This is a genomic window from Bradyrhizobium oligotrophicum, assembly GCF_051168495.1.
GTDB lineage: Bacteria > Pseudomonadota > Alphaproteobacteria > Rhizobiales > Xanthobacteraceae > Bradyrhizobium > Bradyrhizobium oligotrophicum_A.
In genome coordinates, this window is record NZ_JBNPVB010000012.1 from 90154 (window position 1) to 116456 (window position 26303).

The 26303-nt window shown below is 64.7% G+C and carries 24 protein-coding genes and 1 tRNA gene; 7 read left to right on the top strand and 18 right to left on the bottom strand.

All coding sequences use genetic code 11. The features are described 5' to 3' along the window. Window positions 1–71 precede the first annotated feature (71 nt). Entirely contained in the window at window positions 72–464 is a 393-nt protein-coding gene (rpoZ, locus tag ACQR1B_RS22240; RefSeq protein WP_006612728.1) for a DNA-directed RNA polymerase subunit omega, read from the bottom strand. 359 nt (window positions 465–823) lie between these two features. Between rpoZ and ACQR1B_RS22245 the strand changes: the two genes are divergently transcribed. Next, window positions 824–1483 (top strand): NYN domain-containing protein, encoded by a 660-nt coding sequence (locus ACQR1B_RS22245; protein WP_434833756.1) that lies wholly within the window; start codon window positions 824–826, stop codon window positions 1481–1483. Then, the gene (locus ACQR1B_RS22250) at window positions 1464–2168 is read left to right on the top strand and encodes a uracil-DNA glycosylase (RefSeq protein WP_434833755.1); all 705 of its coding nucleotides are present in this window, start codon (window positions 1464–1466) and stop codon (window positions 2166–2168) included. Before ACQR1B_RS22245 ends, ACQR1B_RS22250 begins: the two co-directional genes overlap by 20 nt. Window positions 2169–2344: 176 nt before the next feature. Here ACQR1B_RS22250 and ACQR1B_RS22255 read toward each other — a convergent pair whose 3' ends face one another. The 4 genes from ACQR1B_RS22255 to dapA all read right to left on the bottom strand — a co-directional run bounded on the left by ACQR1B_RS22255 (window position 2345) and on the right by dapA (window position 4824). Continuing rightward, window positions 2345–2929 (bottom strand): peroxiredoxin, encoded by a 585-nt coding sequence (locus ACQR1B_RS22255; RefSeq protein WP_434833754.1) that lies wholly within the window; start codon window positions 2927–2929, stop codon window positions 2345–2347. A gap of 62 nt (window positions 2930–2991) precedes the next feature. After that, window positions 2992–3465 carry an SsrA-binding protein SmpB gene (gene smpB, locus ACQR1B_RS22260; RefSeq protein WP_434833753.1) on the bottom strand — a complete coding sequence of 158 codons (474 nt, stop codon included), beginning with the start codon at window positions 3463–3465 and terminating at the stop codon, window positions 2992–2994. A gap of 1 nt (window position 3466) precedes the next feature. Continuing rightward, complete coding sequence (gene mscL / locus ACQR1B_RS22265; RefSeq protein ID WP_434833752.1) at window positions 3467–3883, bottom strand: large conductance mechanosensitive channel protein MscL; 417 nt, start codon at window positions 3881–3883, stop codon at window positions 3467–3469. Between the two features lie 50 nt (window positions 3884–3933). Then, the gene (gene dapA, locus ACQR1B_RS22270) at window positions 3934–4824 is read right to left on the bottom strand and encodes a 4-hydroxy-tetrahydrodipicolinate synthase (RefSeq protein ID WP_434833751.1); all 891 of its coding nucleotides are present in this window, start codon (window positions 4822–4824) and stop codon (window positions 3934–3936) included. Between the two features lie 411 nt (window positions 4825–5235). Between dapA and ACQR1B_RS22275 the strand changes: the two genes are divergently transcribed. Further along, window positions 5236–7521, top strand: coding sequence for a lytic transglycosylase domain-containing protein (locus ACQR1B_RS22275; RefSeq protein ID WP_434833838.1), 2286 nt, complete (start codon window positions 5236–5238; stop codon window positions 7519–7521). A gap of 134 nt (window positions 7522–7655) precedes the next feature. Here ACQR1B_RS22275 and ACQR1B_RS22280 read toward each other — a convergent pair whose 3' ends face one another. Further along, complete coding sequence (locus ACQR1B_RS22280) at window positions 7656–9146, bottom strand: porin (RefSeq protein ID WP_434833750.1); 1491 nt, start codon at window positions 9144–9146, stop codon at window positions 7656–7658. 704 nt (window positions 9147–9850) lie between these two features. Then, complete coding sequence (locus ACQR1B_RS22285) at window positions 9851–11344, bottom strand: porin (protein WP_434833749.1); 1494 nt, start codon at window positions 11342–11344, stop codon at window positions 9851–9853. Window positions 11345–11727: 383 nt separating this feature from the next. Here ACQR1B_RS22285 and ACQR1B_RS22290 point away from each other — a divergent pair, with 383 nt between their 5' ends. Beyond that, window positions 11728–12267: a MarR family winged helix-turn-helix transcriptional regulator gene (locus ACQR1B_RS22290; RefSeq protein ID WP_434833748.1), complete on the top strand. Its 540-nt coding sequence runs from the start codon at window positions 11728–11730 to the stop codon at window positions 12265–12267. 94 nt (window positions 12268–12361) lie between these two features. Here the strand turns inward: ACQR1B_RS22290 and ACQR1B_RS22295 are convergent, their stop codons facing one another. Beyond that, window positions 12362–13465: an alpha/beta hydrolase family protein gene (locus tag ACQR1B_RS22295; protein WP_434871305.1), complete on the bottom strand. Its 1104-nt coding sequence runs from the start codon at window positions 13463–13465 to the stop codon at window positions 12362–12364. 779 nt (window positions 13466–14244) lie between these two features. Further along, on the bottom strand, window positions 14245–15726 hold the full coding sequence (locus ACQR1B_RS22300) for a porin (protein ID WP_434833746.1): 1482 nt from the start codon (window positions 15724–15726) through the stop codon (window positions 14245–14247). Between the two features lie 669 nt (window positions 15727–16395). On the opposite strand from ACQR1B_RS22300, the gene ACQR1B_RS22305 reads away from it, so the two are divergent. Next, window positions 16396–16489, top strand: a tRNA-Ser gene (locus tag ACQR1B_RS22305). Between the two features lie 140 nt (window positions 16490–16629). On the opposite strand, the gene ACQR1B_RS22310 is transcribed toward ACQR1B_RS22305, so the two are convergent. Both ACQR1B_RS22310 and ACQR1B_RS22315 read right to left on the bottom strand, forming a co-directional pair. Next, a complete protein-coding gene (locus tag ACQR1B_RS22310) occupies window positions 16630–16986 on the bottom strand; it encodes a hypothetical protein (protein ID WP_434833745.1) in 357 nt (118 codons plus the stop codon). Between the two features lie 130 nt (window positions 16987–17116). Next, window positions 17117–17383 (bottom strand): hypothetical protein, encoded by a 267-nt coding sequence (locus ACQR1B_RS22315; RefSeq protein ID WP_434833744.1) that lies wholly within the window; start codon window positions 17381–17383, stop codon window positions 17117–17119. 973 nt (window positions 17384–18356) lie between these two features. Here ACQR1B_RS22315 and ACQR1B_RS22320 point away from each other — a divergent pair. Continuing rightward, on the top strand, window positions 18357–18569 hold the full coding sequence (locus tag ACQR1B_RS22320; RefSeq protein WP_434833743.1) for a hypothetical protein: 213 nt from the start codon (window positions 18357–18359) through the stop codon (window positions 18567–18569). A 225-nt stretch (window positions 18570–18794) separates the two neighbouring features. Here ACQR1B_RS22320 and gatB read toward each other — a convergent pair whose 3' ends face one another. The 7 genes from gatB to ACQR1B_RS22355 all read right to left on the bottom strand — a co-directional run bounded on the left by gatB (window position 18795) and on the right by ACQR1B_RS22355 (window position 25640). After that, entirely contained in the window at window positions 18795–20273 is a 1479-nt protein-coding gene (gatB, locus tag ACQR1B_RS22325) for an Asp-tRNA(Asn)/Glu-tRNA(Gln) amidotransferase subunit GatB (RefSeq protein WP_434833742.1), read from the bottom strand. Continuing rightward, entirely contained in the window at window positions 20270–20572 is a 303-nt protein-coding gene (locus ACQR1B_RS22330; RefSeq protein ID WP_434833741.1) for a hypothetical protein, read from the bottom strand. The genes gatB and ACQR1B_RS22330 overlap by 4 nt, the downstream gene beginning before the upstream one ends. After that, complete coding sequence (gene gatA, locus ACQR1B_RS22335; RefSeq protein ID WP_434833740.1) at window positions 20566–22041, bottom strand: Asp-tRNA(Asn)/Glu-tRNA(Gln) amidotransferase subunit GatA; 1476 nt, start codon at window positions 22039–22041, stop codon at window positions 20566–20568. The genes ACQR1B_RS22330 and gatA overlap by 7 nt, the downstream gene beginning before the upstream one ends. After that, the gene (locus ACQR1B_RS22340; RefSeq protein WP_434833739.1) at window positions 22038–22274 is read right to left on the bottom strand and encodes a hypothetical protein; all 237 of its coding nucleotides are present in this window, start codon (window positions 22272–22274) and stop codon (window positions 22038–22040) included. The genes gatA and ACQR1B_RS22340 overlap by 4 nt, the downstream gene beginning before the upstream one ends. 68 nt (window positions 22275–22342) lie before the next feature. Further along, on the bottom strand, window positions 22343–22630 hold the full coding sequence (gene gatC / locus ACQR1B_RS22345; RefSeq protein ID WP_315773127.1) for an Asp-tRNA(Asn)/Glu-tRNA(Gln) amidotransferase subunit GatC: 288 nt from the start codon (window positions 22628–22630) through the stop codon (window positions 22343–22345). Between the two features lie 108 nt (window positions 22631–22738). Further along, window positions 22739–23815, bottom strand: a complete 1077-nt coding sequence (locus tag ACQR1B_RS22350) for an NAD(P)H-dependent flavin oxidoreductase (RefSeq protein ID WP_434833738.1) — start codon at window positions 23813–23815, stop codon at window positions 22739–22741. Window positions 23816–24062: 247 nt separating this feature from the next. Next, window positions 24063–25640, bottom strand: coding sequence for an ABC-F family ATP-binding cassette domain-containing protein (locus ACQR1B_RS22355; protein WP_434833737.1), 1578 nt, complete (start codon window positions 25638–25640; stop codon window positions 24063–24065). Window positions 25641–25816: 176 nt separating this feature from the next. Here ACQR1B_RS22355 and ruvX point away from each other — a divergent pair, with 176 nt between their 5' ends. After that, window positions 25817–26302, top strand: coding sequence for a Holliday junction resolvase RuvX (gene ruvX, locus ACQR1B_RS22360; protein ID WP_434833736.1), 486 nt, complete (start codon window positions 25817–25819; stop codon window positions 26300–26302). Window position 26303: the final 1 nt, after the last annotated feature.

Sequence of the window (26303 nt, forward strand, 5' to 3'; positions counted from 1 at the left end):
GCCCGGACGCGGTCCGGGCCTTCAAATTCTCATAGGTTAACTTCACATCGGACGGAGCGCGACAGGCGGGCTCACTCGTCTTCTTCCGGCTGCTCTTCCGGCGGCGCCAGACCTTCCAGGCCCTTCAACAATTCTTCTTCGGTCATCCGCTCGACCGCGACCTCGGTATCGTCGGCATCGACGCTGGCACCGGCCGAACCGATCAGCGGCACCGTGTCGGGCTCGGGTTCGTCGACCTCGACGAACTTCTGCAGCGAATGCACCAGTTCCTCCTTCAAATCCTCGGGGGAAATGGTCGAATCCGCAATCTCCCGGAGTGCCACGACGGGATTCTTGTCGTTATCTCTATCAATCGTAAGTTGCGATCCCGACGAGATCATGCGCGCGCGATGCGCGGCCAAGAGCACCAGGTCGAACCGGTTGTCGACCTTGTCGATACAATCTTCCACGGTGACGCGCGCCATTGTCGCTCCGGTCCTTTGTGTGCTTAATATGCTGATTATGCTGGGCTAGTTATAGAGACTAACCGGTTTTCGCAAGGCCAAACTGGCGGCCGGTCTCGACAACCGGTAAGGAGTGTCGAAATCCGGGATTCCTTCCGGCAGCCCTTCCCGATCCGTCGACACGGTTTTGGACAAGAAAACGCTTCATTGCGCCTTCACAACTGCGCCTTTGTTGCCCCGATCACGCCTGTTTGCGGTATCGTCACACCAGACCGACCGCGCGAGCCTTGGCAGTATCCTCGGCAGTATCTTGAAAGTGGAATGCGCGAACGACGTGAGTCGCGCCAAAAAACAGAAGCTAACCTAACGCGAGACACTGAATGTCATCTTCGACCGACAAAATTGCGCTCTTCATTGACGGCGCAAACCTGTACGCCACAGCCAAGACTCTCGGCTTCGACATCGACTACAAGCGCCTGCTCAAGGAGTTTCAGAGCCGCGGAACGCTGCTGCGTGCGTTCTACTACACGGCGATCATCGAGGATCAGGAGTACTCGTCGATTCGTCCCTTGATCGACTGGCTCGACTACAACGGCTACACGGTCGTCACCAAGGCAACCAAGGAGTTCATCGACGCCAGCGGCCGGCGCAAGGTGAAAGGCAACATGGACATCGAGCTGGCCGTCGACGCCATGGAGCTCGCCGAGCACATCGACCAGATGGTGCTGTTCTCGGGTGACGGCGACTTCCGCTCGCTGGTGGAAGCGATGCAGCGCCGCGGCGTTCGCGTCACCGTGATCTCCACGATCTCGAGCCAGCCGCCGATGATCGCCGACGAGCTCCGCCGTCAGGCCGACGTCTTCACCGACCTCGTCGAGTTGCAGTCGAAGCTCGGCCGCGATCCGTCCGAACGTCCCGCCCCGCGCGAGCCGCGCCACCATTCACCGCAATTCCTGCAGCGCTCGACCGCGCCGGCCGCACGCACCGCCCCCACGACGACGACCACGACCACCGCCAACGATGACGATTTCGAGGACTAGGGCTGCCGCAAGCGGCGCCCGAAAGTCTGATCCGAACGTGCGTCCATCAGCAGCGCATCCGACCGATCCCGATCGCGACTGTCCGCTGTGTCCTCGTCTGGTCGATTTCCGTAACACGCAACGGGCGCGCGAGCCGTCATGGTTCAACGCGCCCGTTCCGTCGTTCGGCGATCCGGGCGCGCGCCTGCTGATCGTCGGCCTGGCCCCGGGCCTCCAGGGCGCCAACCGCACCGGCCGGCCGTTCACCGGCGACTATGCCGGCGAACTGCTGTATGGGACGTTGCTGCATTACGGCTTCGCCAAGGGCCGGTTCGAGGCCCGCCCTGACGACGGTCTCACGCTGGTCGACTGCCGGATCAGCAACGCCGTGCGCTGCGTGCCGCCGCAGAACAAGCCGCTGCCGGCCGAGATCAACCAATGCCGCAGCTTCCTGGGCGCCAGCATCGCCGCGATGCCGCGCCTGCGCAGCATCGTCGCGCTCGGCCGCATCTCGCACGACACGCTGCTGAAGCTGCTCGGCCTACGCGCCGTCGCGGCCCCCTTCGCCCACGGCGCCGTGCATCAGGCCGGAGGGATCAGGCTGTACGACAGCTATCACTGCTCGCGCTACAATACGAACACCGGCGTGCTCACGACCGAGATGTTTCATGCCGTGTTCGCGCGGGTGAAGGCGGATCTGGATTAGTTGGTAGTTGCGGTGGTCATCGCGTAGGCTGGGCAAAGGCGCTGCCTTGCTTTCTCCCCACGCGACATCGCGATGGCGCCATGCCCACCATCCTGCTAATGAGTCCGCCGATCGGCGGTGGGCACGCCGCCGCCTGCGGCGGCCGCTTTGCCCACCCTACTCCGCCTGGCGTTGAACTAGGCTGCAGACGCGCGATTCTGCTTCAGCCACGCCAGCACGTCGCCTGCATTCCGATCGGGCGGGAACACCGGATAGAAGACGTGGGTGATGCGCGCATCGTCCACGATCAGCGCCAGGCGCTTGATCATGGTCAGCCCCGCAATCTCCATCGTCGGCAGGCGCAGCGCATGGGCCAGCTCGAGCGTCTCGTCGGACAGCACGGGAAACGGCAGGTGCAGGCGCGAGGCCATCTCGGTCTGATAGGCGTTGCTCTGCGTCGACAGGCCGTACACATGCGCGGCACCGGCCGCCTTCAGTTCGCCGAACAGGTCGCGAAAGCTGCAGGCCTGCGGCGTGCAGCCGCGCGCGCCGGGAATCATGTCCCAGTCCTCGACCAGAGACACCTTGCCCGGCTCGCCGGTCCGCGGATAGGCGAACACCACCGTGCGCCCCGGCAGTTCGGACAGCTTGACCAGCGTGTCGTCGGTCGCGCGCAGCCCGATCGCCGGAATGGTCATCCCGGCCAGATGATCGGCCGCGCCATCGTCGGTCGGTGCCGGGATGAGGCTCCAGTCGACGTCCAACAGGTTCTTCTGATTCATCGGATGCTTCCCTGAGGCTTAGGCGTCCCGGCGAGGAGAGCGCCGCGGCGCCTAAAACCTCGTTACCCGCGCGCCCGCAGCAACCGCCCCTTCTCGCGGCTCCAATCGCGCTTCTTCTCGCTCTCGCGCTTGTCGTGCAGCTTCTTGCCCTTGGCGACCGCGAGCAGCAGCTTGGCGCGGCCGCGCTCGTTGAAATAGAGCTTCAGCGGGATCAACGTCATGCCCTCGCGGTCGACGGCCCCCATCAGCTTGTTGATCTGCTTGCGATGGAGCAGCAGCTTGCGCGGCCGCTTCGGCTCGTGATTGAAGCGGTTCGCCTGCAGATATTCGGGAATGTTGGCGTTGATCAGCCAGATCTCGCCGTCGCGCGAATCCGCATAGGATTCCGCGATCGTCGACTTGCCGCTGCGCACCGACTTCACCTCGGTGCCGGTCAGCGCGATGCCGGCCTCGATGGTGTCCTCGATCGCATAGTTGAACCGCGCCTTGCGGTTCTCGGCGGCGACCGTGATCTTGGGCTCTTTCTTCTCTGCCACGTCAGGCTTTCTTCAGGAGATCCCTGATTTCGGTCAACAGCTCGACCTCGGCTGTCGGCTTCGTCGGAGCTGCGGGTGCTGCCTCCTGCTTCCGCTTCAACTTGTTCATCAGACGGATGATCATGAACATCACGAAGGCGACGATCAGGAAGTTGAGCGTGATCGTCAGGAAGCTGCCATAGGCCAGCACGGCGCCCTGCTTCTTCGCATCGGCAAGGTTGCCCGCGTTGACCGTCTTGGACAGCGGGATGAAGTAGTTCGAGAAATCGAGGCCGCCGGTGATCGCACCGATGATCGGCATGATGACGTCGGCGACCAGCGAGTTGACGATGGCGCCGAAGGCCGCGCCGATGATGACGCCGACCGCGAGGTCGACGACGTTGCCCTTCATGGCGAATTCGCGGAATTCCTTCAGCATGCCTGCATCTCCCTCAGACTTGCGAGAAAATTCTCGCGCGCGCGACCTGCTCAGTTGATCAGGCCAGCGTGAACCATGGCCTCGCGCACGGCGATCCGCGTCGGCTCCGACACCGGCACCATCGGCAGCCGCAGCTTCTCCTCGATCTTGCCGAGCAGCGACAGCGCGTATTTCACCGGCGCCGGATTGGACTCGATGAACAGGTTGGTATGCAGCGGCATCAGCTTGTCGTGGATCCGGAGCGCGGTCGCCACGTCGCCCTTCTGCCAGGCCTTGTGGAATTCCGCACACAGCCGCGGCGCGACGTTCGAGGTGACGGAGATGCAGCCATGGCCGCCATGGGCCATGTAGCCGATGATGGTGGCGTCCTCGCCCGACAGCTGGTTGAAGTCCTCGCCCAGGGCGGCGCGCTGCTGCGACACCCGCACCATGCTGGCGGTAGCGTCCTTGACGCCGGCGATGTTCTTCAGCTCGAACAGCCGCTTCATGGTGTCGACCGACATGTCGATCACCGAGCGCGGCGGGATGTTGTAGATGATGATCGGGATGCCGATGGCGTCGTTGATCGCCTTGAAGTGCTGATACAGACCTTCCTGAGTCGGCTTGTTGTAGTAGGGCGTCACCACCAGGACCGCATCGGCCCCGGCCTTCTCGGCATGCTCTGCGAGCTCGACGGCCTCCTTGGTCGAATTGGAGCCGGCACCGGCGACCACGGGAACGCGGCCCTTGGCCTCGGCGATGCACCACTCGACCACCTGCTTGTGCTCGTCATGGCTCAGCGTCGGGCTCTCGCCGGTCGTGCCGACCGGCACGAGGCCGTTGGTGCCCTCGTCGATCTGCCAGTTGACCAGGCTGCGGAACGCCGCCTCGTCCACGGATCCGTTCTTGAAGGGGGTCACCAAGGCGGTGAAAGAGCCTCGGAAATTCGTCTTGGCCGCCATGAAAACTCCCTCCCAACGCGTGTTGCCCCAGTACGAAGCGCACTTCATAACGGGTCTGGACACAAGGCGGAAGGCCCGCTCTGATGCCGGCTGCCTTCTCAACAGGCAGGCGCGCCGACCGAATCGGCCCGCCGAACCTCGATCCCGCCTGTCCTACGGCGGCTCCGACCTGCCTGCGCCTGCCAAGAGCCGTCGTCGGGCCGGGCCCAACCGCGTCGCAGGGCCGCACCGCCGCCCTTCGGTCGTGATTTCGCCGCGGTGTTGGCGCAGGTTGCAACCGCCCCCTGCATATTTAGTATTTGTTCACCTTTTCGATAGACCAAGGTCGTCTGGGATCGAAGCCATCTGCCGCAAAGGAACGCCGTGCCCGTCTTTGCCCGCGCTGCCGCATTGCGATCGACTGCCCTGTCGATGTCCGTCTCGGTGTCTGTGGCCGCCGGCCTGACGCTCGGGTTGGCTCTCGGCGCTGACATCGCCATCGCCAAGGACAAGGTTCCGCTGCCGAAAGCGCGGCCGATCGCGCGCAGCTCGGCGCCGAATACCGCAACCAAAGACACTGTCGAAGCCAGGACCAAGGCGGACGCCCGCGCCGAGGCCAAGGTCGGCACGACGTCAGGCAGCAAGACGTCCGGCGACAAGACGTCCAGTGGCAAGACTTCCGGCGAATCCTCCCGGGCTGCCCCCCGCGACATCACGCCGGCCGCGACGGCGAGCCTGCCGCCGCGCCAGCAGGCCGCCCTTCCCGCCTCCCGCAAATCGATCACCCCTGCGGCCATCGCCGCGACGGCGTCGACCTCGCAATCGGACAAGGACGCGCTCGAAAACGTGATCGAGCTGGTGCGCAAGCGCAAGCCGGATGACGCCACCCAGGTCGAGCAGGCCATCTCCGACCCGGTGGCCCGAAAGCTCGCCGAATGGGTGATCCTGCGCAGCGACAACAACAATGCCACCGTCGAGCGCTACCGCGCCTTCATCACGGCCAATCCGAGCTGGCCGTCGCAGACGTTCCTGCGCCGCCGCCTCGAAGCTGCGTTGTGGGACGACAAGCGTGACGACGCCGTCGTCTGGTCGTGGTTCGAGAACGAATCGCCCCTGTCGGCGAAGGGCCGGTTCGCCCTCGCCCGTGTCATGCTCAATCGCGGCGACCGCGCCAATGCCGAGCGCCTGGTGCGCGAAGCCTGGCGCAACGACACGATGTCCGAGGACACCGAGAACACCATCCTCGACCAGTTCGGCGCCCTGCTCTCCGGCGGCGACCACAAGGCGCGAATGGACACGCTGCTCTATGGCAGCGAGCACGAGGCGGCGATGCGCGCGGCCAAGCGGCTCGGCTCGGGCCATGTGGCGCTGGCCAAGGCTCGGATCGCGGTCTATCGCAAGGCCGCCAACAGCGGCGCGCTGCTCGACGCCGTGCCGCGCGAGCTGCATGGCGATGCCGGCTACGTGTTCGCTCGCATCCAGCTGCTGCGGCGCGACGAAAAATTCACGGATGCGGCGCAGCTGATGCTGAGCGCGCCGAAGGATCCGGGCCGGCTCTATAATCTCGACGAATGGTGGATCGAGCGCCGGCTGCTGGCGCGCAAGATGATCGACACCGGCGAATACCGCAGCGCCTATCTGATCGCCCGCGACGCCGCGCTGCCGAATCGCGACATCTACAAGACCGAGCAGGAATTCACCGCCGGCTGGATCGCGCTGCGGTTCCTGAAAGACCCGGCGACCGCGGCCCAGCACTTCGCCCGCATCGGCGTCGGCAGCGTCAACCCGACGACGCTGGCGCGGGCCGGCTATTGGCAGGGCCGCGCCGCGGAGGCATTGGGCCGCATGCAGGAGGCGCGCGCGGCCTATGTGTCGGCGGCCGAGCAGTCCACGAGCTATTACGGACAGTTGGCGCGGGCCAAGCTCGGGCTGCCGCAGCTCGGCCTCAACGCTGCGCCGACCGGCCGCGGACGCGGCGTCGAACGGCTGGAAGTGGTCCGTGCGGCGCAGTTGCTCTACGAACTCGACGAGGGCGCGGTCGCGATCCCGATGTTCGCCGATATGGGTGACAATGGCGATCCGGACATGCTGGTGGGCCTCGCTGAAATCGCGGGCCGCAACAGCGACGCGCGGGCGATGCTGCTGGTCGGCAAGGCCGCGCTCAATCGCGGGCTGCCGTTCGATCATTACGCCTATCCCATCACCGGAATCCCCGCGTTCCGGTCACTCGGCCCGGAGGTCGAGCAGAGCGTGATCTTCTCGATCGTCCGCCAGGAGAGCGCCTTCAACCAGGCCGTGGTCTCGCCGGCGCAGGCCTATGGACTGATGCAGGTCACTCCCGATGCGGGCCGCTATGTCTGCAAGCGTGCCGGCGTCAGCTTCGACCTGAATCGCATGAAGACCGACCCGGTCTACAACGCCCAGCTCGGCGCGGCCGAACTCGGCGGCCTGCTCGAGGACTATCGCGGTTCCTACATCATGACGTTCGCGGCCTACAATGCCGGCCGCGGCAGCGTGAGGAAGTGGGTCGAACGCTACGGCGATCCGCGCGATCCCAAGGTCGATGCCGTGGACTGGGTCGAGCTGATCCCGTTTGCGGAGACCCGCAACTACGTGCAGCGCGTGATGGAGAACCTGCAGGTCTACCGCGCCCGCTTCGGCGGCGGCTCGCGGCTACAGATCGAGGCCGATCTGCGCCGCGGTGCGGTTGTCGAGTAGCGAGTAGCGAGTAGCGAGTAGCGAGTAGCGAGTAGCGAGTAGCGAGTAGCGAGTAGCGAGTAGCGAGTAGCGAAACGAGCTTTCGCTTATCCGTCAACCGCCATTCGCTACTCCCTATTCGCCATTCGCCGGACTCACCAGTTGCGCTGGGCGCGCAGCAGCAGCGAGACCGAGTCCTGGTCCTTCAGCTGATAGGTCGTGGCCGGCTTGGCGACGGCCGCAGCCACCGGCGCGTTGGCAACGCCCGCGAACTTCTGATCCAGCCGTGTCCAGGCGACGTCCGCCGAGAAGGTCAGATTCTTGACCGGGGTCCAGCGCGTGATCACGCCCAACGTCGAGATGTTGAAGTCCGGGTTGCAGTTCGCGCCGACGATGCCGAGCGCAACCATGCCGGCGCCGTTGCAGATCAGGCCCTTCGCCGTTGCGTTGTATCTGACGGCGCTCCAGGAGCCGTAAACCGCCGTGTTCCAGAACGGATCCCAATTGTGGGTAAAGGCACCGCGGGCACCGTAGGTCGTCGTCAGCTGCTGCTGGGTATTTGCTCCGAACACCGAATCGGACACGCCGGCGAAGCCAAGGCTCTGGAAAGCGCCGGCCACGTTCGTGCCGCCATACATCGCGTAGTTGATTGGTGAGAGGCTTTGGAAGTTGTAGCGGCTGGCGCCGTTGGTGTAGACGCCTTGCACGTTCAGCGTGTCGCCTGGACCGGTCGGGATGTTCTTGATCGACAGCGCGAGCTGACCGGCATAGCCCCATTTGTCGGCAGGATGCCCGGTGGTTTCGTTGGCGCCGAAGAAGGCGGCATGATTGTCGTGAGCCGCGAAGGACGCCTGGAACAGGCCCCAGGCCTGGTCGACGCGCACCATGCCGACGATGTCGGGTGCGACATTGCCACCAAAATTCGATGCACCATAGGCGCCCGTGATCACGCCGGCAGCGTTCTGTCCGGCCGTGTTCCAGATCTGCGATTGCGAGTACTGCGTTGCATCCTGGAGCGAGATGGCCGCCGTGATGCCAGAGCCAAAGTCCGCAGTGTATGTGAACTGGTTGACGCCGGTGATGGTGCCTCCGCCGCCGGTCAGACCGTCGAAATTGTTGCCGGGATAGTTGGCCCAAGGCGCGTCGAACTGCGAAACGGCCTTACCCATGGTGAAGCCGGCGAACTGGATGAAGGCATAAAAGACGCCGAGCGTGCCGCCGGCGATCGCGTCACCGGTGTAGGTCGACGGGTTGGAACCGGTCGTGCTGCCGCCGGTCCACTGGAACACGCCGTCGAAGAAGGTGCGGACCACGCCATATTCGGTGGCGGTGCGCGTATCGATACTCAGGTCGGCACGCGAACGCGTCGTGTAGTAGTTGCTGAGGCGATTGCGCGCGCCGGCGGGGCCATTCACAGCATTCTGGAAGATCGTGTTCGTTCCGAAGCCCGCCTCGGCGCGCAGATAGCCGCCGAGCTTGATGCAGGTGTCGGTTCCGGGGATGTAGAAGAAGCCGGCGCCGTACATGGAGCAGACCCTCACATACTCGACCGCTTTGGCCTTGATCGGAAGGTCGGCTGCCTGAGCCCCACTCATGGCGAGCAACGCCGCCCCTGAGCCCAGAACAAGGCTCCTCACAGTCTTCATACTAACCTCCAAATTGCTCACGTCGGACACGACCTGAATCGGGACGATTGTCCGCATTCGACGAGTCAGCTCATCACCAGCCGATCAACAGTGCCCGCGCATAGCGTTGCAGTCGGAACGATCGCAGGGCCATTTTGGTGTTTTATCGGACCATTCTCGTGACGGGGCCGTACCGCGCCTGTGGCGGTACGATGGCGAGCCGGACGTCGGCCAAGCCGCACATATAGAGAGGCTGGACCGATCAACGGCGTCGCTGGGGTGCCGATGTGGTGGCAGGAATGAAGCGGGACAGGAGCAACCATTCGCTCTTGCGAACGTGTGGCAAGCCGCACTCGAGACCAAAGCCGCCTTGCTGTCCCCGCATCGCGGCCGGCTTCGCTCAATTTTCCAGCAGAGCCGCAAACCGACGGCTGAAGACCCTCCGCATGAGATCCTCTTCATCGCAACATCACGGATCTTTGAGCCGAGTCGCCACGAGCCGGACGCGAAACCGCACTCCGATGGCGCGCATCGACGCTCATCGCGCCAATACGAGCGCACCTCGCCGGGAAAGCCATATCAAGACGCGAACGAAACGCTCTCGGAGGAAAGTCGCGGAGTCCGATATGCTCACGCTTGGACGCATCGCTGGACGCTTCGGCCTAAAAAAAGCCCCCGGCAGTTGCCTGCCGGGGGCTGGTCAAACCGTCGTCAGACGATCTGTATCAGAAGTTGCGCTGAGCGCGGAGCAGCAACACGGCCGACTGCTGATCCTTGAACTCGTAAACAGCGGCCGGCTTGGCCACCGCGGCAACCGCCGGCGCAGCGATGGTGCCGGAGTTCTTCTGGTCGAGCCAAGTATAGGCGAAGTCAGCCGAGAAGGTCAGGTTCTTGACCGGAGTCCAGCGGGTGATCACGCCGACGGTCGCCAGATCGAAGTTCGGGTTGCAGGTCGAACCGGCACCGTAAGCAGCCAGCACGGCACCGCTGCAGATCAGACCCTGAGCCGTGCTGTTGTAGCGCACAGCGGCCCAAGACCCATACACCGCAGTGTTCCAATATGGGTTCCAGTTGTGGGTGTAGCCACCACGGAAGCCGTAGGTCGTGGTCAACTGCTGGTCGCCGCCCGTCGCGAAGACGGAGTCAGCGATACCAGCCACCGCGAGGCTCTGATAGGCCGCCGGATTGCCGGTGCCGCCGTACATCGCGTAAGTGGTCGGCAGCAGGCTCTGGAAGTTGTAGCGGCTTGCACCGTTGGTGTAGACGCCCTGGATGTTGATGGTGTCGCCAGGTCCGGTCGGGATGTTCTTGATGGACAGGGCCAGCTGGGCCGCCCAGCCCCACTTGTCGGCCGGATGACCGGTGACTTCGGTGGCGCCGTAGTATGCGGTGTGGTTGTCATGCGCCGCGAACGACGCCTGGAACAGACCCCAGGCCTGATCGACGCGCACCATGCCGACGATGTCCGGAGCGACGTTGCCGCCGTAGCTCCCGGTGCCGTACACACCGGTCACGTAGTTGGCAACCGTATTGCCGGTCGTGTTCCAGAGGTTGTTCTGGGAGTAGGCCGTCGCCTCCTGAGCCGAAATCGAGGCCGTGATGCCCGAACCGAAGTCCGCCGTGTAGGTGAACTGGTTGACGCCGGTGACCGTGCCGCCGCCGCCGGCGAGACCGTCGAAGTTGTTGCCGGGATAGTTCTGCCACGGCGTGTCGAACTGCGACACGGCCTTACCCATGGTGAAGCCGGCGAACTGGATGAAGGCGTAGTACACGCCGAGCGAGCCCTGGGCGATGCCGTTGTCCGTCGCGCCGTAGGCAGACGGAGCCGAGCCGGCGAAGCCACCAGAGGTCCAAGAGAAGGTCAGGTCGGCGAAGGTGCGGACCACGCCGTACTCGGTCGCGGTGCGCGTGTCGATGTTGAGATCCTGACGAGCGCGAGAGGTGTAGTAGTTGCTGAGGCGGTTGCGGGCACCGCCCGAACCACTGAATGCGCCGTTGAAGTCGCTGTTGGTGTTGAACGCGGCTTCAGCGCGCAGATAGCCGCCCAGCTTGATGCAGGTGTCGGTGCCGGGGATGTAGTAGAAGCCCGCACCATACAGGGAGCAAACCTTCACATACTCGACCGCTTTGGCCTTGATCGGAAGGTCGGCCGCCTGAGCCCCGGACATGGCGAGCAGAGCCGCCGCCGAGCCGAGGACAAGGCTCTTAACCGTCTTCATTTAAACCTCCAAGTTGCTCTTTTGAGAAGAACCGGATCAAAATCCCCCAGGACGACCCGCTTCCTCCGCTCCCGAAAAACCGCTTCAGCCGCTTCGCGCCATCGGACACACCCGCATCACGCGAGGGACTTAAGCGAACCACCTGTCACGGGACGATCGAGTAACCCCCCACCGTCGTCAGGAACTATGCCTTCGCTCATTCGGTAATCAAAATAGTTTATGCAGTCAGGTAATTGAATGAAGCCGAAATGTGTCTTGAGGGCAACACCGAGGCAGCTTGTTGTGCACCGCGAGGGGCCTGACCGACCACCTCCTAGATAAGTGATTTTGCTACGGATTTTTTTTCATTAGGGTCGGACTTCGATTATGAACTGTGTTGAGCAATGCCGCCTTCCCAGAATATGTCTGCCGCACCTGTGGAAGCGGCCGAGCAAGAGCAGATGGCCGAACGTCTGCCAAAGAATCGCGACGCCGTTCTGCGCTTCGCCCGAGAGATCGTCACCATCAACGTCCATCTTGAGGAGTTGAGGTACTTCTGGGCCAAGCGCATCGGTATCAGCGGACCGCAATGGATGATCCTCATGGCGATCGCCGAGCTCGATCAGGGTGAGGGTGTCGCCGTGAATGCAGCGGCCAAGCGGCTGCACGTCGACCCGTCCTTTGTCACGACTCAGTCCAAGCTGCTCGAGAAGAAGAGCTTCGTGCAGCGCAAGCCCGCCGCGGACGATGCGCGCGTGGTCAGGATGTCGCTGTCGGCCAAGACCTTGGAGCATTTTGCCGAGCTCGAAGTGCATCAGGCGCAGATCTTCGGATTCATCTTCGAAGAGTTTGATGCACGCGAGCTGTCCATCTTCACGGACAAGCTCGCTGCCCTCAAGGAGCGCTTCGAAAAAGCCAGCGCCCGCGTGTCGCTCGGGGTCTGATCAGGCACGCGAACTCATGGCTGAGTCGTCAAGCCGCGGTCGACCGGCCGCGCCTCGGGAATCTCAGCCTTGAGGGATCTTAGCCTTGAAGCCGTCAACTCCGCAGTTGCGGCGAGGAGGCGAGACGGGCCGCAATCCAGTCGAAGACGGCAGCGTTGGCCTGCGCGTTGTCAGCCGCGCATCCCTGATGGCTGGCAACGACCTCGAGCGTGACGTCGAGATGCTCGCGCTTCATCTGAGCGACCAGACGCGAGGCGATGTCGGCACGCAGCCATCCTGCTTTCGGCAGCGCGACGAGGAGCGGACACATGATCTGCCGCGCGACGCGGCAGTCACTGGCACCCGGCAGGCCGGCCCGCTCGTCAGGCGTCAGCCGATGCGAAAGACAGACACGCTCGTGAATGTCCCATAGGCCGGCATCGCAAACGGCCGCCGCATAGCGCGGATCACACGCGATGCCGCGAGCCACGAAGGACGAGCACCAATCGTCGGCCAGGATCGCGATCCTGTGGTCATCCACATCGTCGCGATCGCAAGCATAGTCCATCACGCTGCCGATCGCAGACTCGAGGTCATGATGCCCGACGATCTCGTCGAATCGGCTGTCGGGGCCGGGTCCGAGCAGATCGACGACGAGCAAGGACAGCCCGCGCTCCGCGGCATGCCCGGCAAGCCTGAGCAACGACCTCTCCTTGCGTTGCCCGGGCTCGCAAACGCAAATGACGGTCGGCACCGGCCCGTCCCTATCGGATGCCGGCAGGAAGTAGGCTTCGAGCGGATAGTCGTCCCGCCAGGAAATCGTGACAACCTCGCCTTGGGAGACGGCGAGCCCGAGATAGTCCGATGCGCATGCGCGGATGCCGGCCGCAATGGCTTGCCGCCGCATGACACAGGTTCCGATCGGAGATGCGGCGACATCGTAATATTCGATCGCACGAAGCCATTTCCGCCGCCCCGCTTCGAGCGCCCCTGCGTCGGCGACGGCAAGCGCGGCCATCCGCATCATTTCAGCAGACCGCACCCATTCCCGATACCAGGACTCCTCGTCGCCGTGGCAAATGCGCTGGACAACCGCCAGGCACTCGGCGAGTTCTCCCTCACCTTTCGGCGTCGTGTCCAGCAACCGCTCGAACGCGTCGGAGAGCTCTTCTCTTTCAGACCACGGTCCCAACGCCTTCAGAAAGCCTTCCGACCTCATCTTGCACCGCTTCCTCGACCCGTGACGTTTTGTGTCCGTCATCTGTTCGTTAGACTGTGATGAACCGCGAATTTGCGGTCAAGTCAGGCCGAGACTTTTTTGCGCCCGTCTGCCAAATGCCGTGCTTTCGGAAGGTGGCCAAATACAGTTTAGATGATGGAAGCTCTGGGGATCCGGCCACGCTGGTCCCTATCCGTACTCAATGGTGGGCTGGGTCACGGTTTTCGGCGCGGCACCAGGACGCGAAAAAATCGCTCTGCAATGAAGAAACCCCCGACGGGGCATCGTCGAGGGTTTCGGAGGTCAACCTTGAACAGTTTCATCTAGCCTGCGCACACTCATCCCTAAGCTGCACGCTTACAAAATTATCTTATCAACTCATCTAATTTCAATACCAAATCTTCGGAATCGACAATTTTCTTATAAGCAGCCGTTCGATAACGATTTTCCCGTTCGTCGGCCACGGACTGTCCGGCCGGGAACTGCCCTCGCCCCCCCGAACGTCCCGCGCGGCGAGCCGGGCAAAGCCCTCCGAAAACAACTTTCAGAATCAGCGCCCGATCCTGCGTTCGCCAGTCGCACAGCGGGCCGACCTGCCGAGCGCAGTTGCACAGCTATCGAGAGCGACGGCACACGCGCAACGAAGCGAGGTCCCGCCCCGGCTATGGCGATGCACCAATGAGGCACACGGACTGGACCATCCGCTGTCTTCCCGAGGCAAACAAAAACCCCCGGCAGTTGCCTGCCGGGGGTCATTGAACCCAATCTGTCGATCAGGATCAGAAGTTGCGCTGAGCGCGGAGCAGCAAGGACACCGAGTTCTGGTCCTTGAGCTGGTAGGTACCAGCCGGCTTCGCGACCGAGGCGATCGTGGCCGGGATCACGATGTTACCAGAATGCTTCTGGTCCAGGTTGGTCCAGGCAACGTCGGCCGAGAAGGTCAGGTTCTTGACCGGGGTCCAGCGGGTGATGACACCCAGCGAGGAGATGTTGAAGTCCGGATTGCAGGTGAAGCCCGGACCAGCCAGCGTCGTAATCGCGGCGCTGCCGCAGATCAGACCCTTGGCGGTGTTGTTGTAGGACACGGCAGCCCACGAACCGTAGATCGCCGAGTTCCAGGTCGGGCTCCAGTTGTGGGTATAGGCACCACGGAAGCCATAGGTGGTGGTCAGCTGCTGGTCGCCATTGGTCGTGAAGACCGAGTCACCCAGGTTGGCGAAGCCGAGCGTGTTGCCGCCTCCGTAAATGGCGTACGACGTGGGCACCAGGCTCTGAGCGTTGTAGCGGCTTGCGCCGTTGGTGTAGACGCCCTGGATGTTGATGGTGTCGCCGGGGCCGGTCGGGATGTTCTTGATCGACAAGGCCAGCTGGGCAGCCCAGCCCCACTTGTCAGCCGGGTGACCGGTGGCTTCGCTCGCGCCGTAGTAGGCGGTGTGGTTGTCATGCGCCGCGAACGACGCCTGGAACAGACCCCAAGCCTGGTCGACGCGGACCATGCCGACGATGTCCGGAGCGACGTTGCCGCCGTAGCTGGCGGTGCCGTACGAACCGATGACGGTCGCGGCGTTCGCAGCGGTCAAGCCAGCCGTGTTCCAGATGTTGGTCTGGGTGTAGGCGGTCTGATCCTGAGCGGAGATCGCAGCCGTGATGCCCGAGCCGAAGTCGGCGGTGTAGGTGAACTGGTTGACACCGGTCACGGTGCCGCCGCCGCCCCACAGGCCGTCGAAGTTGTTGCCCGGATAGTTGGTCCAGGGCGTGTCGAACTGCGACACAGCCTTACCCAGGGTGAAGCCGGCGAACTGGATGAAGGCGTAGTAGACGCCGAGCGTGCCGCCGGCGACGCCGTCACCGGTGTAGGCCGACGGAGCGGAGCCCGCGGTGTTGCCGGTGGTCCAGGTGAAGGTCAGGTCGGCATAGGTGCGGACCACGCCGTACTCGGTCGCGGTGCGCGTGTCGATGTTGAGGTCCTGACGAGCGCGGCTGTAGTAGTAGTTGCTGAGGCGGTTGTTGGCGCCAGCCGAACCGTTCACAGCGTTGTTGAACTGGCCGTTCGAGGCGAACGACGCTTCGGCGCGCAGATAGCCGCCGAGCTTGATGCAGGTGTCGGTGCCGGGGATGTAATAGAAGCCGGCGCCGTAAAGCGAGCAGACCTTCACATACTCGACCGCCTTGGCCTTGATCGGAAGGTCAGCTGCCTGAGCCCCAGACATGGCGACGAGAGCGGCCGCCGAGCCCAGGACAAGGCTCTTGATCATGTTCATAGTGTTAAACCTCCAAGTTGCTCAGTCAGGGAAGGTTCCGCCTCCCGCCGGGTGTGAGACACCCTTGGGGTTGGACCCGTTATCCCTCTTCGACCCGTCGCTCAGCCGCGTCGCGCTATCGGACACACCCGCATGAACGCGAGGGACTTGAGCGAACGACCTAAACGGGACGACGTCGGGATGCCCCCCTTCGTCGTGTGAGCAGAATTACCGAAGGCCTTTGCACACGCAACAAAGGAACCATCATTGCGGCGCCCGGGAGGCGCCTTTTCGGAGCGGTGTTGCACAAAAGGCACGAAAGCGTGGTTCTACGGGAACACCTAAGCTGCTGATGATGTTATGATTTTGCAACAACGCAATCTTGGGTGACCTCCGCGCCTCGCACTCGCCCGCCAGGAACCGGCCGCAAGTCAGGCGCCGGCCAAGGTCGAATCCTGCCCTGCGCTCGGCGAGATTCGCGCCGATCGGGACCCATCACGCATCGCCGGGTGACAGCCGCTCTCCGCTTTCGGATGCGCTCCATGATGACGCTCCACAGGAAGAGAGCCTCTCCGGACAGCACCGCGGAGCACGGCGCCGCCCCAAAGCGGCTGGCCTGTGAGGATTTCGAAACCGCATGCAATCTGCCGCTTGCGGCTCAGCGCGTCGTCGGGCATACCGACCCTAGCCGGAGACGTGGCCGAGTGGCTGAAGGCGGCGGTTTGCTAAACCGTTATAGGGTTGTAAAGCCCTATCGAGGGTTCGAATCCCTCCGTCTCCGCCAGACGCCCGCTGGCGCGACGGACCGCTCCCTTCTTCCCTGCCAATGACGAGCATCGACGCCCCGGGCCGCGCCTGCGCCTGCCGGGCATCGATGAACATGGGCCCCGCCGCGATCACCGCTGCAGCGCGAGCCTGCGCGGCTCAATCGAACAGGCTGCGGCTGATGTTGATCACGAAGGCAGCGGGCACGCCGATGACAGTGCCGACGAAGCCGTAGCCGAGCGCCGACCACCACGACGCCGCGCCCCCTGCTCCCATCACCGCTCCGTATAAGGTGCCGAGACCTGCGCATAGCGCCGTCACCACGATGAGACGCCGGTCATTGTGAGCCTCGACCCGCAGCCGCTTCAACTCGCGCCGGTTTTGCACCGCCGGCCCAGCGGGCTCGGTCGACCCGCAATGCGGACACGCGGTCGCACTGAAGGACACGCCGTTCCCGCAGTCATGGCAGTCGATCAGTTCCTGCCGTCTCGCTTGTCGCCGCTGCGCCTGACCCATGCCATCGATCCCGCTGCCTGCGTCCATGCGACGACAGATAGGAGATTTATGGCCGCGCGACGAGACTTGTTCGCGGCACGAATGCAAGACCGAGGCGCAGCGCCGGAACGGCCGCGCAGCATGGCAATGATCAGCGCGCGCTCATCCAGGCCCGCGCCTCGCGCTGCGCAGCCGCGATTTCGGCGTCCGACATCTGCTCGGCGACCTCGCGGCGCATCGCCACCGCGTCGACCCGGCCCCTGAGGGCGGCGAGGTTGAACCATTTGTGCGCGGCGATCAGATCGACCACGCCGTCGCGGCCGCTCGCATAGAGCATGCCGAGCTCGAACAGCACGTCGCCATTGGCGCCCAGCTCCGCGGTCGTCACGTCATCGAGATTGAGTTGTCCCTGAAACATCGTCGCTCTCCTTCACTCGAGGAGGCGGCCCGTCAACCGAGCACAGCCCCCGTCCAACTGTTCAACGCCTGGTTAGTCCCCGTGCCGTCTCGCGGCTTATGCGCGAAGGATGACCGATCAAGTTTGAAAGGCAGTTTAAACATCGTGCTGAACGAGCCCTGAACGCGGCCCCCCGGATTTTCCGGGCCGCGCCGCAATGCATTGAATCGCCTTGGATTTTCCGACCCGGCAAAGACCGGTTTACCGTTCTGTTTGGCAAACCTCTAACCATCCCGGAAAGCCGCGGGCGCGCGATGGCGCGGCGCGCGTGATGCGCGCGGACCATGAGCGCGTGGCGTGAATGGCTGGGGGATCCGCTCGCCAAGGCGCGAGCGCGCACGACGGCTCCAGCGCTTCGACTCACTTGGCGGCGGCCGGCGGTGATGCGTTCAGTGATGAGGAGATCAGGAAGACGCTGTCGCCCGAGGCGTGATGCTCGGGGGATCGAGGGCGTCGGCGAACACGTCAGGATCAGATCTCACTCTGGCGATCGGCCGCTCGTGAGATTGCAGACCGAACAGCGATCTGCACCGAACGAAGAAATCCCGTTTCTTCTGCCGGACCGGCCCGCGGCAGCAAAGCCGCCTTGAGTTCGATCCGACCGTTGACCTGATGTCTCGCCGACACCCTCTATCGTCTGTTGGAGTTTGAGGAGAAACTTCCTGGCTCGGTGAGAGCCGGGCGCTCCTGCGTTCCAACGACGTGCCGGCATCGATCTGCCGGACTGGATCTCGCAGAGGACTGCGAGAGTTACTTCTTCTTGGCGACCTTCTTGGTCTTCTTGGCAGTCTTCTTCGCCGCGGTCTTCGCGACCTTCTTCACTGCCTTCTTCGCCTTCTTCGCTTTCTTGGCCATGTTGCCCTCCGATATGAGTTGGCTTAGTCGATGCGTGCACTCGGGAATCGAGATGCACTCCTCATCGATACACCAACGAGTGAAAAAAAACAGCTTCCGGCTTAAGGAAGTGTTGACAGGCGCGCGCGTGTTCATCCGACGCAACGCGCGAAGCAACGCGACGATCGATATCGAAAATGCCGACGCGCCCACGCGCGACGGCGCGCTTGCTACTCATCGCGATTGCAGGAAAAGCCTATGCTGCAAGCATTTTCCTGAACTGCAGCGAGATGAGACGAGAGCGATCGCGTGAGTATGGCGACGCGCAGACTCACATCGAGGGGCCGGCGCGCGGACTCCGAGTCGCAAAAATTGGCAACGAAAAAATTTTCATTGCACACACCGCCGTGCGCGTTCGAACGCTCGGCAAAGGTGGCTTTTTTGCGAATCGCAGGCGGCGATTCGCCGGACGCGAGCGCCAAACAAAACGGCGCGCACCATGTGCGCGCCGCAGGAACGAAGACGAGCGATCGTCGTTTCAGATGCCGAGCTTGCTCTTCAAGAGATCGTTGACCGTCTGCGGATTGGCCTTGCCGCCCGACGACTTCATCACCTGACCGACGAACCAGCCGGCCAGCTGCGGCTTCGCTTTGGCCTGCGCGACCTTGTCCGGATTGGCGGCGATGATCTCGTCGACCACCTTCTCGATCGCGCCGAGATCGGTGACCTGCTTCATGCCGCGGCTCTCGACCAGCGCGCGGGGATCGCCGCCCTCGCTCCAGACGATCTCGAACAGGTCCTTTGCGATCTTGCCGGAGATGGTGCCCTCGCCGATCAGCGCGACGATCGCGGCGAGCTGCGCCGCCGACACCGGCGAGGACGCAATGTCGCGCCCCTCCTTGTTCAGCCGACCGAACAGCTCGTTGATCACCCAGTTGGCGGCGAGCTTGCCGTCGCGCGCCCGGTCGGACAGCGCCGCCAGCACGCTCTCATAGAACGCCGCGCTCTCGCGCTCGGCCACCAGCACGCTGGCGTCGTAAGGCGACAGGCCGACATCGGCGACGAAGCGCGCCCGCTTCTGATCGGGCAGTTCCGGCAGATCGGCCTTCAGCTCGTCGACGAAGGACTGCGAGAACTCGAGCGGCAGCAGGTCCGGATCCGGGAAATAACGGTAGTCGTGTGCCTCCTCCTTGGAGCGCATCGACCGCGTCTCGCCCTTGTTGGGGTCGTAGAGCCGGGTCTCCTGCTCGATCACCCCGCCATCCTCGATGATCTCGATCTGGCGCCGCGCCTCGTACTCGATCGCCTGGCCGATGAAGTTGATCGAGTTCATGTTCTTGATCTCGCAGCGGGTGCCGAGCGGTCCACCCGGCTTGCGCACGGAAACGTTCACGTCGGCGCGCAGGGACCCCTTCTCCATGTCGCCGTCGCAAGTGCCGAGATAGCGCAGGATCGAGCGCAGCTTGCTGACATAGGCCTTGGCCTGCTCGGCGTCGCGGATATCCGGCTTGGACACGATCTCCATCAGCGCGACGCCGCAGCGGTTGAGGTCGACATGCGACAGGCTGGGCGACTGGTCGTGCAGCAGCTTGCCGGCGTCCTGCTCCAGATGCAGCCGCTCGATGCCGATGGTCGCGGTCCTGGCGCCGTCGAGCTCGACCGTGATCTCGCCCTCGCCCACGACAGGCGACTTGTACTGGCTGATCTGGTAGCCCTGCGGCGAGTCCGGATAAAAATAGTTCTTGCGGTCGAACACCGAGCGCAGGTTGATCTGCGCGTTGAGGCCGAGCCCGGTGCGTACGGCCTGGCGCACGCACTCCTCGTTGATGACGGGCAGCATGCCCGGCATCGCGGCATCCACCAGCGAGACGTGGCTGTTGGGATCGCCGCCGAACGCGGTGGAGGCGCCCGAGAACAGTTTCGACTTCGAGGTGACCTGGGCATGGACCTCCATGCCGATCACGACCTCCCAGTCGCCGGTGGCGCCCTTGATCAGCTTGCCGCTGGTTGCCGTCATGGCTCTGAACTCCCCATCAGCGCGGAGACGATCCGCTCAAATTCGATATCCAATGCATCGGTCGCCACGGGCTGGCCCGCCTGGCGGTACCAATAGGCGGCGTTGCCGAGATCGCCCTCGACGCGATGCAGATGTGCGTGGACCCAGGCCGCGTCGCGGCCAGTCTCGTCCTGAACGATCCTGTGCGCCCGGTCCCAGTCGCCCTTCGCGAGCCACCACAGGCCGGCAAGCACCGGCGTCAGGCCGGCCGCGGGCGCGTCGCCCGCGAGGCTGTCCTTGAATACGGTGAAGCCTACCACCACCGAACGGGCGTGAAGCGTCCCGCCGCCTGCTCGATGACCTCGCCAAGCGAGAACAACGTCTCCTCGTCGAACGGACGGCCGATCAGTTGCAAGCCCAGCGGCAGCCCCTGCGCATCCTTGCCGGCGGGCACCGCGATGCCGGGAAGCCCCGCCATGTTCACCGTCACCGTGAAGATGTCGTTGAGATACATCTCGACCGGATCGGCGCCGCCCTTCTCGCCGATACCGAACGCCGCCGACGGCGTCGCGGGCGTGAGAATCGCGTTGACGCCCCTGGCGAAGCAGTCCTCGAAGTCCTTCTTGATCAGCGTGCGGACCTTCTGCGCCCGCAGATAATAGGCGTCGTAATAGCCGGCCGACAGCACATAGGTGCCGATCATGACGCGGCGGCGCACCTCAGGCCCAAAGCCCTCGGCGCGGGTGTTCTCGTACATCTCGCCGATGGACTTGCCGGGCACGCGCAGCCCATAGCGGACGCCGTCGTAGCGGGCGAGGTTCGAGGACGCCTCCGCCGGCGCCACGATGTAATAGGCCGGCAGGGCGTATTTGGTGTGCGGCAGCGACACCTCGACCAGCTCGGCGCCGGCCGCCTTCAGCCAGGCCGCACCCTCGCTCCACAGCCTCTCGATCTCGGCCGGCATGCCGTCGAGACGATACTCCTTGGGGATGCCGATCTTCATGCCCTTCACGGACTTCCCGATCGCGGCCTCGTAGTCCGGCACGGGGATGTCGACCGAGGTGGTGTCTTTCGGATCGTGGCCGGCCATCGAGCGCAACAGGATCGCGGCGTCACGCGTGGTGCGCGCGATCGGACCGGCTTGGTCGAGCGACGAGGCGAAGGCGACGATGCCCCAGCGCGAGCAGCGTCCATAGGTCGGCTTGATGCCGACGGTGGCGGTGAACGCCGCCGGCTGGCGGATCGAGCCTCCGGTGTCGGTCGCTGTCGCGCCCATGCAGAGCAGCGCCGCCACCGCCGAGGCGGAGCCGCCGGACGAGCCGCCCGGCACCAGGGTCGTGTTGGAGCCCTCGCGGCGCCACGGGTTGCCGACCGGGCCGAAGCACGAGGTCTCGTTCGACGAGCCCATCGCGAACTCGTCATTGTTGAGCTTGCCGAGCATGACCGCGCCGTCGCGCCACAGCTGCGAGGTCACTGTCGATTCGTAGGTCGGTACGAAATTGCCGAGAATCTTCGAGCAGGCCGTGGTGCGGACGTCCTTGGTCGCGAACAGGTCCTTGATCCCCAGGGGAATGCCGGCCAGCGGACCGCCCTCGCCCTTATTGATCTTCGCGTCGGCGTCGCGCGCCATCGCGCGCGCCTGGTCCGGCGTCTCCATCACGAAGGCGTTGAGCGCGCGGGCCTGCTCGATCGCCTCGAGATGGGCGTCGGTGAGTTCGAGCGACGTGAAGGTCTTGCTGTCGAGACCCTGGCGGGCCTCGGCGAGCGTCAGGGAAGTCAAATCGGTCATTTGTTGATCGGGCTGCAGAAGAACGGGGAGAGCGTCTTGTCGTCGGCCGCATCGTCCGCAAAGAACTTGTTCTTCGCAGGCGAGGCCTTGTTGGCCTTGACGGCCACTTCGAGCTGGTCGAGGATCTCGTTGACAGCCTTGTCCGGATCGGCGGCCTTGCCCTGCCGCTCCATCGCGTCGAGATAATCCATATAGGCCTTGTAGGCCGCTTCATCGTCGCAGAGCAGGCACATCGGCGTTGGCTCGCTTGTCGGTTTGAGGGTGGATCAGGCGCAACGAGCGCGCCATCCGGCACCCTGGGCTATTCCACGACCTTCGGCACGAGGAAGAAATGGTTCTCGGTCGCCGGCGCATTCTTGACGATGTCGTCGGCGATCTCGCCGTCATTGACGACGTCCTGCCGCTTCTTCATCGCCATCGGGGTCACCGAGGTCATCGGCTCGACCCCCTCGACATTGACCTCAGAGAGCTGCTCGACAAAGTCCAGCATCGCATTGAGCTCGCCCTGCAGATGCGGAACCTCGGCGTCAGTGACAGCGATCCGCGCCAATTGCGCGATCCGGCGGACGGTGGCGGCATCGACCGACATTATATAGGGCCTCACGGGAAACAGTGAACCCGCCCTATAGCAGAGGCCGGTTTCGCGCCGCAACCGGCAGCCCTGCGACTTTCCCGGGGCAGCGCCCTGCCCGCGATGTCAGCCTGCCATGCTCCGCAGCCTTGCCCGGGCTTGTTCGGCCAGCGTGCGCGTCAGCTCGGCCGCCGGGATTTCGTGCCCGAGCGGCAGCGCCTGCCCGGCCCAGAGATTGGTGAAATCGACCCTGCCCTGCTTCTCGGCGGCCGCCTTGAGCGGCCCGAGCGCGGTCGCGGCGTGCGGAAACGCCGGTGCATCCGGCGAGACCGGCCCGACCTCGCGCATCACGCGGTTAGCGACGCCGCGGGCGAGCCGTCCGGTCATGACGTTGGTGATGACGGTCGATTCGTCATCGGCCGCGGCGAGCGCGGCGCGCGCCGGCACGCTGACCTTGGATTCGGGACAGCGCAGAAAAGCGCTGCCGATCTGCACGCCGGACGCACCGAGCGCGAAGGCCGCAGCGATGCCGCGCGCATCGGCGATGCCGCCGGCCGCGATCACCGGCAGCTTCACGGCATCGACGATCTGCGGCACCAGCGCAAACGTGCCGATCTGCTCGGCGAGCTTGTCGGTCAGGAACATGCCGCGATGGCCGCCGGCCTCCGCGCCCTGCGCGATGATGACATCGGCCCCGTTCCGCTCCAGCCACACCGCCTCGCGCACGACGGTCGCCGACGCCATCACGATGGCGCCGATTGCCTTCACGCGCGCCAGCAGGCCCGGCTCGGGCAGGCCGAAATGAAAGCTGACGATCTCGGGCTTCAGCTCCTCGACCACGGCGCACATCGCCGCATCGAACGGCGCGCGGTTGGCCGCCGTGATCGGCGCCGCCGGATCGACGCCATACTCCTGATAATAGCTCGCGAGCCGCTGCTTCCAGCCGGCCTCACTGACGGCATCGGCCTCGACCGGCTTATGGCAGAAGAAGTTCAGGTTGAGCGGCGCCGATACGCGCTGGCGGATGATGCCGACCTGCTCGCGCGCCTTGTCCGCGCTCAGCATCGCGCAGGGCAACGAACCGAGCCCGCCGCCCTGCGCGACCGCGATGACGAGATCGGCGTCCATCACGCCGGCCATCGGCGCCAGCACGATCGGATGTTCGGTCTTGACGAGATCGAGAAACTTGCGAACGGGCCACATGGTCTGCTCCTTGTGCTTGTTCTTGGCGCTTGTTCTTGGGCTTGTTCTTGGCGAGGACGCGGCGATCGGACTTGCGTCACGCATGCGAGCCCGACAATACCGCGGCGCGAGCCTGCGTGACAGTCGAGAGTCCCCACACTGCCGAACGCAGGCCAGCTATTCGTCGGGGCCGACAATTGGGCGGTGGAAGCGATCCGTTCGACTTTCAACTCCGCGCTGCGGGCAAGGCGTATCGCGCTGCGCCCGTTCAGCCTTCCACCGCAAACTCCTGCGTGATCCCGATCGCGGCAAGAAACGATGGATCGTGGCTGACGACGAGCAGCGCGCCGTCGAAGCCGCGCAACGCTTGCTCCAGGATCTCGATGGAAGAGATGTCGAGATGATTGGTCGGCTCGTCCAGCAGCAGGAGCCACGGCGGCTGCTCGCCACCGAAGGTGCAGGCAAGGCCCGCACGCAGCCGTTCGCCGCCGGAGAGCGTCTCCACCGTCTGCTCGGCGTCGCGGTTGCGGAACGCGAAGCGCGCGCAGGCCGCATGCGCCGCCTCGAGGCCGAGCGCCGGATGGAGACGGCGGAAATTACCGATGATGCTGTCTGTGCGATCGAGCAATAGGACGTGCTGATCCAGCAGCGCGATGCGTCCCTCGGCGCGCCGGACCATCCCGCCCGCCAGGGGAAGCGCGCCGATCGCGGTTCGGAGCAGCGTCGTCTTGCCGGCGCCGTTGCGCCCGGCGATGGCGATGCGCTGCCGGCCCCTGACATGCAGCGTCCATGGGCCGAAGGTCCGATCGCCGGCTTTCACGACCGCATCCTCCATGGCGAGCAATTCAGTGCCGGCGCCCAAGCCGGTCGGCGGCAGCACCATCGAGAGCGGCGTCAGGATCTCCACGTGCTGCCGCGCCTGCTCCGCCCGCTCGGTCGCTTCGGCGATCATCCGTTCGGCGAGCCGCTGCGAACGGCCGCTCGTATTTTCGGCCTGCGAGGCGCGCGCGCCCAGTAGGATCCTCGGCGCCGAGCCACGCGCGGCAACGGCACGGCCGGCCTTGTCCTTGCGCGCCTTGGCTTCGCGCTGGCGCTGCACGGCGCGGCCGACGTCCTGCAATCGAGCATCGGCACGCTCCAGCGCGGCGGCCGCCCGCGCCAGCGCGTCATCCCGCATTTGCGCGAACATCGACCAGCCGCCGCCGACGATGTGGACGCCGACCGGGGTCAGTTCGACGATCCGGTCCATCAGTTCGAGCAGCGCGCGATCGTGGCTTGCGACCAGCACGCCGCCACGCCAGCGCTGCACCAGCCGGCCGATGGCGGCGCGGCCGTCGGCATCGAGATTGTTGGTGGGTTCGTCGAGCAGCAGCATATCCGGCGCCTCGATCAGCAGCCGCGCGATGCCGATCCGCGTCCGCTCGCCGCCGCTGAAGGACTCGATCGGGCGATCCAGCGCGATGCCGCCGAGGCCCGCCTCCATCAGCGCGTCATCGACCCGGCCCGGCAGGCTCCAATCGGCGCAAGCGAGGTCATGATCGTCCCCCGTCCCGGCCACGATGCGGTCGATGATTGCAAGATCGCTGGCGACACCGAGCGCCTCGTCGACGCGCAGCCCGGCATCCCAGTGCTGCGCCAGCAGGCCGAGCGTCCCGCTTCGCGTCACATCTCCCGCAGCCGGCTCCGATGTACCGGCCGCGATCCGGAGCAAGGTCGACTTGCCGGAGCCGTTGCGGCCGACCAGGCCGACGCGCTCGACACCGATGGAGAGCGTGAGATTGGCGAACAGACGATGGTGGTCAGGTGTCGCAGCGGCGACCGCGTCGAGCGTCAGGAAGGAGGGCATGAGCAACCGTGATGGCAGAGGACACAAAGCGGCGGGCAATGTTGGTCCTGCGATCCACGGCAGCCCTCCTGTTCACGGTACGATGCTGCATATTAGAATGAGCGCAGCGCAGCGACAACCCGTGCGTCCATCGCATCTGCTGGCCCGGCGGAGGTGCTCGTGCTAAGCGGCGCGCCATGCCCGCTCCCATCCTTCCCCTCATCGAAGCCGCAGGCCTTTGGCCCGAGCGCGGTGCGCTGGTCGGCCTCGACCTGGGCACCAAGACCATCGGCGTCGCCGTCTCCGACCCGGACCGCAAGCTCGCCGCCGGCGTCGAGACCATCCAGCGCAAGGCCTTCAAGGCCGATGCGGCACGTCTGTTCGCCATCTCGGCCGAGCGCAAGGTGGTCGGCTTCGTGCTCGGCCTGCCCATCAACATGGACGGCAGCGAGGGGCCGCGGGCGCAATCGACCCGGGCGTTCGCGCGCAACCTCGCCGGCCTCACCGACCTGCCGATCGGCCTGTGGGACGAGCGGCTGTCGACGGCGGCGGTCGAGCGCGAGTTGATCGGCATGGACGTCAGCCGCGCCCGGCGCGCCGAGGTGATCGACACCCATGCGGCGATCTTCATCCTGCAGGGCGCGCTCGACCGGCTGGCGACCTTGCGCCGCTCGGGCCAGTAGC